Consider the following 15,691-nt stretch of genomic DNA (forward strand, 5'->3'; position numbering starts at 1 on the left):
CCCATGTGGTTCACCCGCATCAGCATCGGCAACCCGGTGCTCGCCACGATGATGATGATGGCCTTCCTCGTGATAGGCCTCTTCTCGTATCAGCGGCTCAAGGTCGATCAGTTCCCCGACATCACGTTCCCGATCGTCGTCGTGCAGACGGCGTATCCGGGCGCATCGCCCGAATCGGTCGAGTCGGACGTCACGCGCAAGATCGAGGAAGCCGTCAACACGATCAGCGGCATCGATCAGATCACGTCGCGTTCGTACGACGCGCAATCGGTCGTGATCGTGCAGTTCGATCTCGCGGTGGATGCGGTGCAGGCCGCGCAGGACGTGCGCGACAAGATCGCGCTGATCCGCCCCGACCTGCGCGACGGCGTCAAGGAGCCGCGCGTATTGCGCTACGACCCGGCTGATATGCCGATCGTGACGGTTGCGGTCTCGAATGCGCCGGGCGCGTCGCTGTCCACGCGCGATCTCACCACCGTCGCCGATCAGATCGTGCGCAAGCGGCTGGAGACCGTGCGCGGTGTCGGCTCGGTGTCGCTTGTCGGCGGCGTGAAGCGGCAAGTGCAAATCGACGTGGACCCGCAGAAACTGCAGGCGCTTTCGGTCGGCGTGGATCAGGTGATCCGTGCGGTGCAAAACGAGAACCAGGAGATTCCAGCCGGGCCGCTCACGTCGAACAGCGTCGAGCAGACGGTGCAGGTAAAGGGCCGCTTCGAAACGCCGGCTGACTTCAAGCGGATCATCGTCGCCCGGCGCGGCGCGCAGTCGGCGATCCCGACGGCTTCGTCCACCTCGCAGCCGGTGACGCTAGATCAGGTCGCCGATGTGATCGACGGTCAGCAGGAAGCGGACAGCATGGCGCTGCTCAACGGCCGGCGCGCGTTGTTTCTGTCGATCATCAAGGCGCAAGGCGAGAACACGGTCGACGTCGCACATGGCGTGCGCGCGGAAGTCGCGCGCTTGCAGCCGCAGTTGCCGCCAGGCGTAAAGCTCGACATCACCGACGACTCGTCGATCAACATCGAAGAGAGCGTCAATGAAGTGAAGCGCACGTTGTTCGAAGGCGCTTTGCTGACGGTGTTCATCGTGTTCCTGTTTCTGGGCTCGTGGCGCAGCACGGTTATCACAGGTCTTACGCTGCCGATCGCGCTCATCGGCACGTTCGCAGTGATGTACGCGTGCGGCTTCACGATCAATGTCATTACGCTGATGGCGCTGTCGCTATGCGTGGGCCTTCTGATCGACGACGCAATCGTGGTGCGCGAAAACATCGTGCGGCACGTTCAACTCGGCGCGGACCATCGCACGGCGGCGCTCGACGGCACGAAAGAAATCGCACTGGCGGTGCTTGCAACGACCTTCTCGATTGTCGCGGTGTTTTTGCCGGTCGGCTTCATGGGCGGCATCATCGGCCGCTTCTTCCATCAGTTCGGCATTACGGTTGCCGCCGCCGTGCTGATTTCGATGTTCGTCTCGTTCACGCTCGATCCAATGCTCTCGTCGATCTGGCCGGACCCCGATCTCCACGACGCGGATACAGGCCGCAAAGGCTATCGTTACGGCCGTTTCGTCGAACGCTCGCTACACCTGTTCGACAAGCAGATTGCGCAGCTGAGCGCACTCTATCAACGCCTGCTCGGCTGGTCGCTCGAACATCGGGCGATCACGCTCGTAGTGGCCGCGGCGACTTTTTTCGGCAGCCTGTTTCTCGTGCCTTTTGTCGGCACCGAGTTCGTGCCAAACGCGGATTTCTCGATCACGAAGATCGGCTTGAACACGCCGGTGGGGACGTCGCTCGAAGCCACGTCGAAGAAGGTCCAGCAGGTCGAGGCGATTCTCGCGACTTATCCCGAAGTGCGCTACACCTATGCAACGGTCAACTCGGGCAACACGCAAGGCAAGAACAACGCGCTCATTACCGTGCGGCTGAAAGACCGGCGCGACCGCACACGCGGCGTGGCCGAACTGAATCAGATGTTCCGCGCGCGGCTCGCATCGGTGGCGGGCGTGACCGTGACCGAAATCGGCATGCCGGACGGCGCAGGAAGTACGAAGGCGATCCAGCTCAGCTTGCAGGGCGATAACATGGACGAACTGCGGCGGCTCTCCGAGGCGGCGCAGGCTCGCATGCGCAAGATCCGCGGCCTCGTGGACCTCGATTCGAGCCTGAAGGCCGACAAGCCGATCGTCGCGATCAATGTGAAGCGCGAACTCGCATCCGACCTGGGTGTGGGCGTGGCGGACATCGGCACTGCATTGCGGCCACTGCTTTCGGGCGACGCGATCAGCACATGGCGTGCGCCCGACGACCAGGACTACGACGTCAGCGTGCGCTTGCCGCGAGAGCAACGCGAAAGCATCGACGATCTCTCGCGGTTGATGATCGCCACCAACCGCACCGACTCGAACGGCGCACCGGTGCTCGTGCCGCTGCGGCAGATCGCGGACATCGTCAAGACGACCGGCCCGGACGTGCTGAATCGCCGCGACCTGCAGCGCGAGGTCATGCTGACCACGAACGTGAACGGCCGCTCATCCGGCGAAGTCGCGTCGGACATTGCGAAGACGCTCGACGCGATGCATCTGCCCGCCGGTTACCGCTACCGCTTCGAGGGTTCGACCAAGAACATGAACGAGTCGCTGGTGTTTGCAGTCGAGGCGCTCGCACTCGCGGTTATTTTTATCTACATGATTCTCGCCTCGCAGTTCGCGAGCTTCGCGCAGCCACTCGCGATCATGGCGTCGCTACCGCTTACGCTGATCGGCGTGCTGGTCGCACTGCTGCTGTTCGGCAGCACGCTCAACATGTTTTCGATCATCGGCTTCGTGATGCTGATGGGGCTCGTCACCAAGAACGCGATCCTGCTCGTCGACTTCGCGAACCAGGCGCGGCGCGGCACGCTGCTCGACGCCTCGGGCAAAGGCCGCGTGATGGAGCGGCGCGAGGCGTTGCTCGAAGCGGCACGCGTGCGCTTGCGACCTATTCTGATGACCACGCTCGCGATGATCTTCGGCATGCTGCCGCTCGCCGCCGCGCTCGGCGAAGGCGGCGAGCAACGCGGGCCGCTGGGGCAGACGGTGATTGGCGGAGTGATTACGTCGTCGATATTGACGCTCGTCGTCGTGCCTGTCGTGTACACCGTGCTGGAAGATTGGGCGGACTGGTTGCGACGGAAGTTGCGGCGCCGGGCGGGCTGAGCCGCAGGGGGTCGGCGAAATTGTTAAAGTAATAGTCTTTCCCTGATCAGCGGTCCCACACCATGCGCACCACGCGAGCCATCCACACTGTCGAGCGCTTGAAAACGCGCAGCGGCAATCCGCAGTTCGCCGCGATCAGCCTTTCCGGCGGCCTCTTCTATCTCGTCGACAAATCGGGCGGCACCGACAAGAAAGTCTCCGATCCGCTCGGGCTTGACGACTTCGTCAAGTTTGTCGATGCATACGGTCCGCAAAAACCGCGCAAGGCGAGCAAGCTCGACATTGCGTTCGAAGCCCAGATCAAGAAGAGCAAAGGCGGATGAAGCGTAAAGCCGCGCAGCGACCGCGTGGCTCTACGACTTCTCGATCTCGCGCCATTGCCCGTCTGCAGCACTGCTCGCGAGCACCGCATCGATAAAGCGCAGACCGGCCACGCCGTCCTCCACTGTCGTGAGCAGCAGGCTTTCCGCCGGCAACGCGCGGCCCTCGTCCAACGCTTCGATCTGCAACGCGGCGTCCTTATACAACTGCGCGAATGCTTCGAGATAACCTTCAGGATGACCTGGCGGCAAGCGCGTCGCATGAATCGCGCTCGCGCCGCTTACGCGTCCACGCGTCAGGCGTTCGGCTGCCCCGCCGAGCGGTGTGAACCACAGTTCGTTGGGCTGCTCCTGGTCGAACGATATGCCCGCTTTGGTCCCATAAACGCGCAGACGTAAAGCGTTTTCCGCGCCGCTCGCGACCTGGCTCGCCCATAGCATGCCGCGCGCGCCGTTCTCATAACGCAGCATCGCCTGCACATGATCGTCGATGCGGCGCCCCGGCACGAACGTGTGCAACTCGGCGGAAAGCGCGGCAGGCGTCATACCCGTGACGAAAGCGGCAAGGTGATACGCGTGCGTGCCGATATCGCCGAGACAGCCCGCCGGGCCCGCTAAAGCCGGGTCCGTGCGCCAGCCGGCCTGCTTGTTCAAGCCGCCCGTTTCGATCGGCTCGGCCAGCCAGTCTTGCGCGTATTCGACCTGTACGACGCGTATCTGCCCAAGCTCGCCCGCTTCGACCAACTCGCGTGCATGACGCACCAGTGGATAGCCGGAGTACGTATGCGTCAGCGCGAAAAGCTTGTTCTTCTGATGCGCGAGTTTGGCGAGCGCCTCGCCTTCGGCAAGCGAAATTGCAAGCGGCTTATCGCACACCACATGAATGCCGGCTTCGAGAAACGCGGTGGCAACCGGCGCATGAAGATGGTTCGGCGTCACTATCGCGACGGCGTCGATACCGTCGTCGAGCGCTGCTTCCGCTCGCGCCATCTCCTGCCAGTCAGCGTAGCTTCGCGCAATGCCCGCCTCAGCGGCGCTCGCTCGCGCGCGTTCGGGATCGGACGACAACGCGCCGGCGACGAGTTCGAAGCGATCGTCGAGGCGCGCCGCAATCCGATGCACCGCGCCGATGAACGCGCCCTGTCCACCGCCGACCATGCCCAATCTGAGTCTTCTGGATGGCATCTTGTCCGCTCCTTTTGCTTACCGCTGGCTCACCGTTGCGATCAGCGCCCTTAAATGCCGAGCACGCGCTTCAACTGCGCTGCATCGACGCCGCTGCCCGCGAAATCGTCGAATGCATGCTCGGCCACGCGAATGATGTGCTCGCGGATGAACTCCGCGCCTTCGCGCGCGCCGTCATGTGGATGCTTGAGCGCGCATTCCCATTCGAGCACCGCCCAGCCCGGGAAGTCGTATTGCGCCATTTTCGAAAAGATCGCGCGAAAATCGATCTGGCCGTCGCCGAGCGAGCGGAAGCGCCCCGCGCGATCCACCCAGCCGCTATAACCGCCGTACACGCCTTGCCTGCCGTTCGGCCGGAACTCCGCGTCCTTCACATGAAACGCCTTGATGCGCTCGTGATAGATGTCGATGAACGCGAGGTAGTCGAGTTGCTGCAGAACGAAATGGCTCGGGTCGTAGAGGATATTCGCGCGCGGATGCTGTTTTACTCCATTCAGGAAGCGCTCGAAGGTCACGCCGTCGTGCAGATCCTCGCCGGGATGAAGTTCGTAGCACACGTCTACACCCGCTGCTTCGAAGGCATCCAGAATCGGCGTCCAGCGGCGCGCGAGTTCGTCGAACGCGGCCTCGATCAAACCGGTTGGACGCTGCGGCCACGGGTACACATACGGCCACGCAAGCGCGCCGGAGAACGACACGTGCGTGGTCAGCCCCAGGCGCTGCGACGCCTTCGCCGCCAGCTTCAATTGCTCGATGGCCCACTGCGTTCGCGCTGCCGGGTCGCCACGCACATGCGGCGCGGCGAAACCGTCGAACAATGCATCGTAAGCGGGGTGCACGGCCACGAGCTGCCCTTGCAGATGCGTCGACAGTTCGGTAATCGTGACGCCAGCGTTGTCGACCGTCTCGCGCAGTTCGTCGCAGTACGCCTGACTCGACGCTGCCTGTTCGAGATCGATCAGGCGCGCATCGCACGGCACCTGAATGCCCTTGAAGCCGAGCCCCGCAGCCCAGCTAGCCAGATGCGCGAGGTTGTCGAACGGCACTTCGTCGCCCATGAACTGAGCGAGAAAAATCGCCGGACCTTTGATGGTTCTCATCGTATGGTTCCTTTAGCGGGGTGCGCTGCCTGCCTACGCGCCCCGCTGCCAATAGACGGTGCAAAGGCTCAGAACGGCGAGTCCGGGAAATAGAACTGCTGCGCGTTCTCCTTCGTGATCAGCACCGACGGAATGATCGTGGTGGCCGGCAGCTTCTCGCCCTTCAGGCGGGCTTCGGCGGTGAGCTTGATTGCGTCGTAGATGAATTTCGGCGAGTACGACACGTCCGCCTGGATGCGCGGTGCGCCGTCCATCACATTCTTCACCATGCCTTTCGAACCCGCGCCGCCGAAAACGATCTTTACGTCGCTGCGCTTCGCCTGGTCGATCGCCTTGAGCACGCCGACCGCCATGTCGTCGTCGGCGGCCCAGACTGCGTCGATGTGCTTGAAGCGCGTCAGATAGTCCTGCATGACCTTGAACGCGTCGTCGCGATTCCAGTTCGCGTATTTCGCGTCGAGAATCTTGATGTTCGGATAGCCCTTCAGCACGCCGGTAAACGCGGTCCAGCGTTCGTTGTCGAGCGTCGTCGGAATGCCGCGCAGCGCGACGATGTCGCCTTTGCCGTCGAGCGCTTTCGCTAGATATTCGGCGGGAATCCTGCCGAACGCGGTGTTGTCGCCGGCCACGTAGGCGTCCTGCGCGCTGGTATCCGTCAAGCCGCGATCCACCACCGTCACATACACGCCCTTCTTTTTCACCTGCGCAACCGGCTGCGTGAGCGAAGCCGATTCGAACGGGAAAATCACAAGCGCATTGATCTTGTTCACCGTAACCAGATCCTGCAACTGGTTTGCCTGTTCTGGCGCTCCGGCCGCTGTCTTCACGATGACTTTCAGATTCGGATGTTCTTTCTCGAGATCGGCCTTCGCCTTGTTCGCCCACCAGACGATGCCGCCCGTGAAGCCGTGGTCGGCTGTCGGAATCGCGACGCCCAGCGTGACCTTGTCATCGGCTCGTGCAGCGCCCGCGGTGCCCAGTATCCCCAACGCCAGCATGCCGGCGCCGATCGCTCGAATGACCTGCTTCATGGTTGTGTCTCCAATTTGTGCTGTTGTGAGGCGTTCGTGCGCCCCTGCCATTGTGTCGCTTTGCAGCGCTACACCTACCGCCGTCCACGTTGAACGAACGCGACGAAGATAATCACCACGCCCTGCACCGCCGCGTTCAGATACACGCTGATGATGCTGGTCAAATTCAGAATATTGGCAATGACCGACAGCAGAATCGCGCCGATGACCGTGCCGATCACGCGTCCTTCTCCGCCCTTGAGCGCGGTGCCGCCCACCACTACCGAAGCAATCGCTTCGAGTTCCCATAGCAGACCGGTGGTCGGCGTCGCAGAGCCGAGGCGCGGCACATACAGCACGGTGGCCACGCCAACGCAGATGCCGAGCAGCACATACGTGACGATCTTCACGGTATCGACACGTATGGCCGCATAACGCGCGACCTGTTCATTCGATCCGATCGCCTGCACATGACGTCCGAACGCAGTGCGATTCAGAATCAGCGCGCCGCCCGCCGCCGTCACGAGAAATACCCAGATCGGCACGGGCACACCGAACAGACTCGCGTAATAAACGGGACCATAAAGGTCGGATAACGAATTATCCAGTGTCAGCGCGCCGCCGTCGGCGAGCCATGTCAGCACCGCGCGAAAAATGCCCAGCGTGCCGAGCGTGACGATGAACGGCTCGATGCGCCCCTTGGTGATCAGCAGCCCGTGCGCGCAGCCGAACAGTCCGCCCAGCACGAACGCGAATGCGATGCCAAGCGTCACGATGACGAGCGGCGCAAAAGTGTGGCCGCCTACGCCCGCCGCAAGCCCGTTCATCAGCCAGATCATGCTGCCCGCGATTAGCGCCGCCATCGAGCCGACCGACAGATCGATGCCGCCCGAGATGATCACGAACGTCATGCCCACCGCGATGATGCCGATGAACGACGTGCGCGTCAGCACGTTCATCATGTTGTCGAGCGTCGCGAAATCGCGATTCAACGCCGTGCCGACGATACACAGCGCGACCAGACCGACGAGCGGCCCAAGCGCATACAGTCGATGCGCGAAGCGCAACGCGCGGCCGGATTGCACGGCTTCAGTGGGTGCCGGTCGCATGGGCGATCAACTCCTCTTCGGTCAGATGGTCGAGCGTCAGCGTGGCTTGCAGGCGTCCCGCGCGCATGACGGCGACGCGATGGCACAAGCCGATCAGCTCGATCAGTTCGGATGAAATGACGATCACCGCGCGGCCCTGCGCGGCGAGACGATGAATCAGGAAATAAATGTCGCGTTTCGCACCGACGTCGACGCCGCGTGTCGGCTCGTCGAGCACGATGACGTCTGGCTCCGGCTGTAGAAACTTGGCGAGCGCAAGCTTCTGCTGGTTGCCGCCGGAGAGCATGCGCGCGCGGCTCGACAGGTCGCCCGTGCGTATGCCGAATTCGCTCACCGCGCTTTTCAATGCGTCGCGGCCCGCTTTCATGTCGAGCAGCGGATGCGCGTAACGTTCGAGCGTCATGAGCGTCACGTTGTCCTGCAGGCTCAGGTTCACGTGCAGGCCCTTGCCTTTGCGGTCTTCGCTGAGATACGTGAGGCCGTGGCGCATTGCTTCGCGTGGACTTTTCAGATCGACGGGACGCCCCGCGATTTCGATGCGTCCAGCCGTGCGCTTGCGCAAACCGATGATCGCTTCGAATGCTTCCGTGCGCCCCGCGCCGACGAGCCCCGCGAAGCCCAGCACTTCACCGGCACGCACGTCGAAGCTCAGATCGACGACCCATTCCGGCACGGCGAGCCCTTGCACTTTCAGCGCGACCGGCGCGGCGGCGGATACCGTGATCTTCTCGGGGAACATGTCGGACACGTCGCGGCCGACCATCAGGTTGGCCATCTGCTGCCGCGCGAGCGCCGCGGTTTCATTGCGCGCGACGAAGCGGCCGTCGCGCATCACGATGACTTCATCGGTAATGCGCTCGACTTCATCGAGCTTGTGCGAGATGTAAACGATGGTCACGCCATCGGCCTTCAACTTTGCCATCAGCGTGAAGAGACGCTCGGTTTCGGACGGCGTGAGCGTTGCCGTCGGCTCGTCCATGATGAGCAGGCGGGCGCGGCGCGACAGCGCTTTCGCGATTTCCACCATCTGCTTTTCCGCGACGATCAGTTCGCGCACCTTCGTGTCCGGAGCCTTGTCCAGTCCGACCTGAGCGAGGTAACGCGCGGCGTCGGCGCGCATCGCTGCATCGTCGACGAACCAGCCGCGCCGCTTCTCGTGGCCGAGATACATGTTTTGCGCAATCGTCAGATGCTCGGCCAGATTGAATTCCTGATGAATCAGCACGATGCCTTGCGCTTCGGCGTCGCGCGAACCGGCAAAGTGTTGCGCATGACCGTCCACCAGCAATGTGCCCGAGGTCGCGGTTTCATAGCCGGCGAGAATTTTCATCAGCGTGGACTTGCCCGCGCCGTTCTCCCCGAGCAAACCGTAGATGCGCCCCGGCGCGAGATCGAAGCTCACGCCATGCAGCACGCGAACCGGGCCGAAGTCTTTGCGGATGTCGTCGAAGCGGATAGCGAGGCTCATGAGTCACGTGCTCCCGCGAATCACGAGCCGGTGAGGCAGCAGCACACCCGGCACGTTGGCGAGCGGATTGGCAAGCCGCTGCAGCAGAAGGCGCGCGGCGGTTTCGCCCAGTTCGCGCATGGGCTGCGCGATCGTGGTCAGCGGCGGATCGATTTGCGCCGCGATAGAGATGTCGTCGAATCCGACCACGGCGACATCGTCGGGTACGCGCTTGCCGACGCTTCGCAAGCCGTGAAGCACGCCCGTCGCGAGCGTGTCGGACACGGCGAAGATTGCGGTCGGTGCGTCGGGCGGCAGCATCAGCGTGGCCGCCGCCGACGCACCCGCCTCATAGTCAAGGCTGTTCAGGTTCATGCGCCAGCCGTCGAGCGGCGTGATGCCGGCGTCGGTCAGCGCATCCAGATAGCCTTGCTGACGCTGCCGCGCGTACAGATAGTCGATGTCGGAATTGATGAGGCCGATGCGCCGATGTCCGCGAGACAGAAGGTGCCGCACGGCATCGCCCGCGGCCCGGTAGTTGTCGATGCCCACATACGGCACGCCCACCGCCGGATCGAACTCGCAGCATGCAACCCAAGGCAACGCGCCGGATGCATCGCTTTGTGCCTGCTGGATCGTCGCCGGGTCGAGACAGATCGCGCCGTCGGCGCGGCGGCGGCGCAGCAGGTCGAAGTAGCCGCGCTCGCGGCCGGCGTCCGCGCCCGTGTCGCAGAGCAGCATGAAGTAACCGTGCTGGCGCGCAACGCTGTCGATGCCGCGGACGATCTCGGCGTAGAACGGATTGCCGAAGTCGGGGACCATGGTGAGCAACAGGCGGCTTTCGGCGGTGCGCAGATTGCGCGCGAGCTCGTTGACGCGGTAGCCGCTCGCGTCGACGGCGGCGAGCACCTTGTCGCGAGTCGCGGGGCGCACGTTCTCGTGGGCATTCAGCACGCGTGACACAGTCGCCACCGACACGCCCGCCTGCCTCGCCACGCCCGCGATAGAGAGCCCTTCCGCCGAGCGCGACGCCCGCGAAAGCGGTTGCGGCCGCGACTCGTCGCCGGTCGCGGACACCGCTGCGGGCTTCGCTTTTGATGTCGATCTGGACAAGGCAGCGGCTTCCGGAAATGTAATCGATTACATTTTTTAGCGAACGAGTGTGGAAGTGCAAGGCCGGATTGCTAGGGATTTACACGGGGGCATCGGCGAAAGCGCGGCGACGAACACACGGACCTCGCGACGAATGCGCGAACCCGGGCGGCGCCTGCGAAAGCCCGCTCGGCGCGATGCCCGCCTCGGCCCCGGACTGCCGGCACCATTTGGTACAATCCCGCAGTTACCCTGCCGCGGCTTGCGCATCGAGTGTTAGTGCTGACATCAGCGGGCTCTCCGCCGAAGCCGCCGCGCAGTGGGAAAATCGCAAAACTCGCCAAACCAGAACCGCCAAACCCACCATGAACATCGAGCAAGCGCGTTTCAACATGATCGAACAGCAGATCCGCCCCTGGGAAGTGCTCGACCAGGACGTGCTGAATCTGCTGTCGATCGTCAAGCGTGAAAACTTCGTCCCCGCCGCATACCGCGATCTGGCTTTCGCCGACTTCGAAGTGCCCCTGCCGGCCGGTCAGCACATGCTGGCGCCGCGCGTCGAAGCGCGCACGCTGCAGGAACTGGCGGTGAAGAAACATGAGAGCGTGCTCGAAATCGGCGCCGGTTCCGGTTACATGGCGGCGCTGCTCGCGCACCGCGCGCAACACGTGCTGACAGTCGATATCGAACCGGAACTCGCGGAACTGGCAAAGAACAACCTGATCGCAAATGGCGTGCTGAATGCCGAAGTCGCGACCGGCGACGCCGCGCGCGGCTGGGCCGCCGCTGCTCCGTACGACGTGATCTGCGTGTCGGGCGGACTGCCCGTGCTGCCGCAGGAAATTCTCGAACACCTGAAGATCGGCGGCCGTCTGGCAGCGTTTGTCGGCACCGCGCCGGTCATGAAGGCGCAGATCATCACGCGTATCGACGAAAAGCAGTACCGCGTTGCCGACGTGTTCGAAACCTACGTCGAACCGCTCGTCAACGCCGTGCAGCCGCCGCGCTTCAAGTTCTGATTCGCGTGTTTTTCACGGACGGCCGGCGCGCCGCCGTCCTCTGAACGGAAGTCTCGCTGATGCAAAACCTGACCGCTCCCGCGCTCGCCGAATGGCTCGCCGACACTTCGCGCCCCGCACCCGTGCTGCTCGACGTGCGCGAGCCGTGGGAAATCCAGACGGCGGCGATGGCCGGCATCGTGTCGATTCCCATGCGTGAAATTCCCGCGCGCAGCGAAGAACTCGACGACGACGCGCAGATCGTCTGCATCTGCCACCACGGCGCACGCAGCGCGCAGGTCGCGATGTTCCTCGAATCGCGCGGCCACGCGAACGTCTTTAATCTGCAAGGCGGGATCGACGCATGGTCGCGCCAGGTCGACCCGTCGGTTCCCACTTACTGAGCCCACGGGCAATGAAGCGTCAGCGCGCGCCGCTCCTGGCGTCTGCTCTGGCGCTTGCTTGCGCGCTTGTCTGCGTGTTGCACGCGCCGCTCGCGCAAGCAGTCGATCTCTCCCAACTCTACGACGAAGCGCTCTCCAACGACGCGCCACTGCAAAGCGCGCGCGCCGCGCTCGCCGCCAATAGCGAGGAACTGCCGCTCGCACGCGCGAAGCTGCTGCCGCAAGTCTCGGCGTCGCTCAATGGCAGCCGTCAGAGCACGGACTTCGGCGGTGGCTTTCCGGCGTCGTATGGCAACACCTACGGCTATGTGGTCTCGCTTACGCAGCCACTCATTCATGTGGACAGCTGGTACGGCTATGCGCAAGGCAAACTCGCGGTCGCGTCCGCGCAGGCCTCATTCGCGCAGGCGCGCCAGGATCTGATCGTGCGCCTTGGCGAGGCGTACTTCGACGCGCTCGCCGCGCAAGACAGCGTTGCCATCGCGCGGTCGCAGAAGGCGTCGATCGCGCAACAACTCGAATCGGCAAAGCGTTCATTCGAAGTGGGCAACACGACGATCACCGACACGAACGAAGCGCAGGCCAAATACGATCAGGCAGTCTCGCAGGAAATCGCCGCGCAGAACGATCTCGCCGTCAAACTGGCGGCGTTGCAGCAGATCGTCGGGCATCCGGTCGAGCATATCGACGGTCTCGCGGCCGGTGCTCCGTTGCCGCCGCCCGTGCCCGCGGACATCAACCAATGGGTCGATGCGGCGAGCGACGCCAACTACCAGGTCGTACTCAGACAGATCGCGCTCGATAACGCACAGCGCGAAACGTCGAAGGCGAAAGCCGGCCATCTGCCGACTGTGGATCTGGTTGCGAGCCGCTCGCATAGCAGCCTGGGCGCGGCGGGAGCCGGCAACTTCGGCGGGAATTTCGGCGGCGGCTTCGGCAGCGGCGCGAATACGCCTTCGCCCGGCACGCCTGCGCTGGCAGCTGAACTCGGCAACCTGGGCTCCTCGTACACGAACAGCACGATCGGCGTGCAGGTCACGATTCCGCTTTTCGCAGGCGGCGCCACGCAAAGCCGCGTTCGCCAGACGCTCGCACTCGAAGACCAGGCCGCCGCCGATCTCGACACTGCCCGGCGCAACGCGGCGCTCTCCGCGCGCCAGGCGTTTCTCGGCGTGGTCAGCGGGCTCGCGCAAGTGCGTGCGCTGCAGACTGCCGAGCGCTCCGCGCGCACGTCGCTCGAATCGAATCTGCTTGGCTATCAGGTCGGCGTGCGTATCAACATCGATGTGCTGAACGCGCAAGACCAACTCTTCTCCGCACGGCGCGACCTGGCAAAGGCGCGTTACGACACGCTGATCAATAGTCTCAAGCTGAAGGCCGCCACCGCGAACCTCACCGATCAGGACGTCTTGCAGCTGAGCTCGCTGCTATCTCCCGTCGACGATGGCGCATTGACCGCGCTGCCACAAGCGCCCACAGTGCCGCATCCGGGCGCCGCGGCGACGGGCGCGGCGGGCAAGCTCGGGCGTCGGGGGTTGGCCGGCACGGCCACAACGCAGTAGCCGCTGCTGCAGTTCAAAGCCGGGTTGATCCGCGGACCGATTCGCGGACTGTACCGTTCACCCAGCATATAAATCGCTCGCGCTTTCGCGGCGACTATCCACGCATCTTCCTGCAGAACGGGACCCAACTGTGCGGCCTCACTCTCGCATTTGTCCTCGCGTGCGGCCGCTTTGAACCCTCTCCCGTCTTTCTGAATGTCATCGGGGCTTAACTTGAGTTACTCAAGATCCGTTCCCATTCGATCTCTTACAACCGACATCAGGAAGCCTATGTTGTTCCAACCACCCGCACGCCGCCCATTATCGACTTTCGTTGCTTTATGCACCCTGCTCGCGCTGGGCGCGTGCGGCAGCAGTGACGACCTCCAGAGCAGTGCGGCCGTCGCGCCCGCCCCGCCAGCGGATCCTGGATTTGTGGACAGTGCGTCCATTCCTCCCGTGCCGGCCTTCGTCGACAATGCCGCATCCAATCAAAGAAACGACGCGCACTTCGCGACCCTCGATACGAATGCCGGTGTACGTGTGGTCGCGCGCTTCCTCGACCTGTGGCAGCCGTCGACCATGATTGTCGACGCCGGAGCGTCCGCGCCTGCAGTCGACGGTTTCCCCGCCGTGGTTGCCTCCACATGCTCAGGTCTCATCAACTCAGGCACAGCGTGCGGCACGGTCCTCAATGCGGCCGTGTTGAATCAGAACACGCAGTTCGTCGTCAACGAGACGGTCTCGCGCACCCAGGCGCAAGCGGACGCAGCGTATTTCGACGACCGCCGCAACAAGGGATACAGCGTGACAGACGGTATGGGACCGTTGACCGGCGCATGGCTCGGCCTCACGCAGCAGACCACCACTATCACCTCGATTCCCGCGAATGCGACCACCACGCTGTACAACGACGCAGGCAACAACACGGGCGTTGGCCGTCCGGCCAATGCCGCGTTCGGCACCGTGGTCGACTTTGTCAACGCAATGAGCACGAACGGTTCGACAGAACCGGCGAAGCGCTTCTACAAATACGCGAGGCCGTACCGCTGGAGCAGTTCGGTGGTGGTCGTGCCGACACTCGTGCCGGCCGAAAGCACGACGCCCGCCACCGATGGCGGCTTCATCAGCGGCCATACGGCGGAGGCAATGCGCGACTCGATGGCCATGGCTTACGTGGTCCCGCAGCGCTTCCAGGAAATGATGAGTCGTGCGATGGAACTCGGCGAAAACCGTATCGTCGCAGGCATGCATTCGCCGCTCGACGTGACAGGTGGACGGATGCAGGGCCTGGCGGTTGTGGCTGCCAATCTGTATAACCCGGCCAACGCGTCTTTGAAGGCCGCCGCCTACGCGCAGGCCCAAAGCGCTCTGATGGCTCAAACCAGCACGACGAACAGCACGTTCAACACGTTCGCGCATTCGGGCACGACCGCGACGGACCGTTTCGCCGACTACACGGCCAACCGGTCGAACTATTTGCGCCGCATGACATTCGGCTTCGCGCAAATCGAAGCGACCGATGCAGCGCCGGTGGTTCCGAAGGGTGCGGAACTGTTGCTGGAAACCCGCTTTCCGTACCTCAGCGCGGATCAACGCCGCGTCGTGCTGAAGACGACAGAACTTCCGTCGGGGTATCCCGTCATGGACGATGCCGAAGGCTGGGGCCGCCTGAACATGTTCGCAGCCGCGGACGGCTACGGCGCGTTCAACGGCAATGTGATCGTCTCGATGGACGCGACACAAGGCGGCTTCAACGCGCTCGACACCTGGCGCAACCCGATCTCGGGCGCGGGCAAGCTCACCTTGCAGGGAACCGGCACGCTGAGACTGGCCGGAGCCAACACGTACTCGGGTGGCTCGCAGATTGCCGGCGGCACGCTCGAAGCCGACTCTGCGTCCGCGCTCGGAACGGGTGACGTGTATCTAGGTGCGGGCTCGCTGGTCGTCAATGCGCCCGGTGTGGTTTCGGTCGTCGGAAAATTCACGCAGCTTGCGAATACGACTCTGGAGCTCAATCTCGGCGCCAATGGACAAGGCTCGATGAAGGTCGGCGCTCAGACCACGGTTCTCGGCGGAACGCTGCATGTGAAGTTCGTCGACGGCTTCAAACCCAAGGCGGGCGATACGATCACTGTGATCAGCGGCAATGGTTCGAACGTGAAGTTCTCCGCTGTTTCCGTTGATGGCTTCAAAGCCACGCCGGTCTACTCATCAACCGGCGTTCAGGTTCATCTCGATTCGTAACCAAGGCGGCAAGGCTCCCCGCCTTCGCTACATCGGCAGC

Annotated in this window: 12 protein-coding genes; 6 read left to right on the forward strand and 6 right to left on the reverse strand. The window is 63.4% G+C overall.

The genetic code is table 11. The features are described from left to right. Positions 1 to 3: 3 nt before the first annotated feature. Positions 4 to 3,198, forward strand: coding sequence for an efflux RND transporter permease subunit (locus SB753_RS23445; RefSeq protein ID WP_410802073.1), 3,195 nt, complete (start codon positions 4 to 6; stop codon positions 3,196 to 3,198). A gap of 62 nt (positions 3,199 to 3,260) precedes the next feature. Then, on the forward strand, positions 3,261 to 3,521 hold the full coding sequence (locus SB753_RS23450; RefSeq protein ID WP_410802075.1) for a hypothetical protein: 261 nt from the start codon (positions 3,261 to 3,263) through the stop codon (positions 3,519 to 3,521). 30 nt (positions 3,522 to 3,551) lie between these two features. Here the strand turns inward: SB753_RS23450 and SB753_RS23455 are convergent, their stop codons facing one another. The 6 genes from SB753_RS23455 to SB753_RS23480 form a co-directional block, all read right to left on the reverse strand. After that, on the reverse strand, positions 3,552 to 4,703 hold the full coding sequence (locus tag SB753_RS23455; RefSeq protein ID WP_410802077.1) for a Gfo/Idh/MocA family protein: 1,152 nt from the start codon (positions 4,701 to 4,703) through the stop codon (positions 3,552 to 3,554). Positions 4,704 to 4,753: 50 nt separating this feature from the next. Further along, entirely contained in the window at positions 4,754 to 5,803 is a 1,050-nt protein-coding gene (locus SB753_RS23460; RefSeq protein ID WP_410802079.1) for a sugar phosphate isomerase/epimerase family protein, read from the reverse strand. 68 nt (positions 5,804 to 5,871) lie between these two features. Further along, positions 5,872 to 6,834 (reverse strand): substrate-binding domain-containing protein, encoded by a 963-nt coding sequence (locus tag SB753_RS23465; protein ID WP_020065137.1) that lies wholly within the window; start codon positions 6,832 to 6,834, stop codon positions 5,872 to 5,874. A gap of 74 nt (positions 6,835 to 6,908) precedes the next feature. Next, positions 6,909 to 7,922: an ABC transporter permease gene (locus SB753_RS23470; RefSeq protein ID WP_020065136.1), complete on the reverse strand. Its 1,014-nt coding sequence runs from the start codon at positions 7,920 to 7,922 to the stop codon at positions 6,909 to 6,911. Further along, the gene (locus SB753_RS23475) at positions 7,903 to 9,390 is read right to left on the reverse strand and encodes a sugar ABC transporter ATP-binding protein (protein WP_410802081.1); all 1,488 of its coding nucleotides are present in this window, start codon (positions 9,388 to 9,390) and stop codon (positions 7,903 to 7,905) included. Before SB753_RS23475 ends, SB753_RS23470 begins: the two co-directional genes overlap by 20 nt. Positions 9,391 to 9,393: 3 nt before the next feature. After that, positions 9,394 to 10,482 carry a LacI family DNA-binding transcriptional regulator gene (locus SB753_RS23480; RefSeq protein ID WP_027804172.1) on the reverse strand — a complete coding sequence of 363 codons (1,089 nt, stop codon included), beginning with the start codon at positions 10,480 to 10,482 and terminating at the stop codon, positions 9,394 to 9,396. Positions 10,483 to 10,826: 344 nt separating this feature from the next. Here SB753_RS23480 and SB753_RS23485 point away from each other — a divergent pair, with 344 nt between their 5' ends. The 4 genes from SB753_RS23485 (at position 10,827) to SB753_RS23500 (ending at position 15,651) form a co-directional block, all read left to right on the forward strand. After that, positions 10,827 to 11,480 (forward strand): protein-L-isoaspartate O-methyltransferase family protein, encoded by a 654-nt coding sequence (locus SB753_RS23485; protein WP_020065132.1) that lies wholly within the window; start codon positions 10,827 to 10,829, stop codon positions 11,478 to 11,480. 59 nt (positions 11,481 to 11,539) lie between these two features. Further along, positions 11,540 to 11,863 (forward strand): rhodanese-like domain-containing protein, encoded by a 324-nt coding sequence (locus tag SB753_RS23490; protein WP_088172974.1) that lies wholly within the window; start codon positions 11,540 to 11,542, stop codon positions 11,861 to 11,863. Positions 11,864 to 11,874: 11 nt separating this feature from the next. After that, positions 11,875 to 13,425, forward strand: coding sequence for a TolC family outer membrane protein (locus tag SB753_RS23495; protein WP_410802083.1), 1,551 nt, complete (start codon positions 11,875 to 11,877; stop codon positions 13,423 to 13,425). Between the two features lie 270 nt (positions 13,426 to 13,695). Continuing rightward, positions 13,696 to 15,651 carry a phosphatase PAP2 family protein gene (locus SB753_RS23500; RefSeq protein WP_410802085.1) on the forward strand — a complete coding sequence of 652 codons (1,956 nt, stop codon included), beginning with the start codon at positions 13,696 to 13,698 and terminating at the stop codon, positions 15,649 to 15,651. Positions 15,652 to 15,691 lie beyond the last annotated feature (40 nt).

Source organism: Paraburkholderia sp. SIMBA_053 (genome assembly GCF_046534895.1).
Taxonomy (GTDB): domain Bacteria; phylum Pseudomonadota; class Gammaproteobacteria; order Burkholderiales; family Burkholderiaceae; genus Paraburkholderia; species Paraburkholderia caledonica.